1 protein-coding gene is annotated in these 928 nt (G+C 65.2%); it reads left to right on the top strand.

Annotated elements, in window-relative coordinates; all coding sequences use genetic code 11:
• The coding region (locus tag ACR0BK_RS20365) for an IS91 family transposase (RefSeq protein WP_480556066.1) at positions 1–583 on the top strand (583 nt) is incomplete at its 5' end.
• Between the last annotated feature and the right edge of the window lie 345 nt (positions 584–928).

Below are 928 nucleotides of genomic sequence, written 5' to 3'. Positions count from 1 at the left end.
GTCGGCGCTGCACAAGGCAGGGCAGCTTCAGTTCTTCGGTGATCTGAAAAGACTGGCCGATCCCGCGGCCTTCGCCGCCTGCCTCGCCCCGCTCCGCAAGACCAAATGGGTCGTCTACGCCAAACCGCCCTTCGGCGGGCCCGAGTCTGTCCTCGCCTATCTCAGCCGATACACCCACCGCGTTGCGATCTCGAACCACCGCCTTGTCAGCGCCGATGCCGAGACCGTTGCGTTCCGTTGGAAGGATTACCGTATCAAGCGCGGCGACCGGATGAAGGTGATGCGGCTCAAGACCGGAGAATTCATCCGCCGGTTCCTGCTGCACGTCCTGCCCGACGGCTTTCACCGTATCCGCCACTACGGCCTGCTGGCCGGCGCCACCCGCAAGACCACCATCGCCCGCATCCGCGACTTGCTTGTGCAGACACTGGCCGAACAGGAAACGCAGGAGACTGCTGAGACCGCTCCGCTCACCCTGCGCGAGCCGTGCCCCTGCTGCGGCGGCCCGATGCGCATCGTGGAAATTTTCCGGCGCGGGCAAAAACCGATGAGCCGTGCGCCACCCAGGGAGCAGGCCGCATGACGAAACGCCCGTCCATGCCGCGAAGACTACCCCGGTTCCAATTCGTTTTCCGGAACGCCCCCGGTACGCCCGGTCCTGTGGTTAGCCCGCAATCACCCGGTCAACGGCTCCGACGGCACCCGGAACGCGCGAACACAGCCCGCTGGATAACCGCCCCCAACCGGCGCTTCCTGCCTGGTCGGCGCTCAGAACCGGCTCCCGCAATCACCCGCAGCATACTTTCCCCATAGACGCCGCCCAGCCTACCGCGGCTTCCTCCTTGTCAGGTTATTCAACGCGGGCCGGGTTACACACGAACGCCAACGATGCGCCGCGGCCCGCATCGAAAAACCTTCGACATAGCTG

The sequence above is a fragment of the Ruegeria sp. AF1 genome (assembly GCF_056542125.1).
This window is presented reverse-complemented; position numbering and strand designations above follow the sequence as displayed.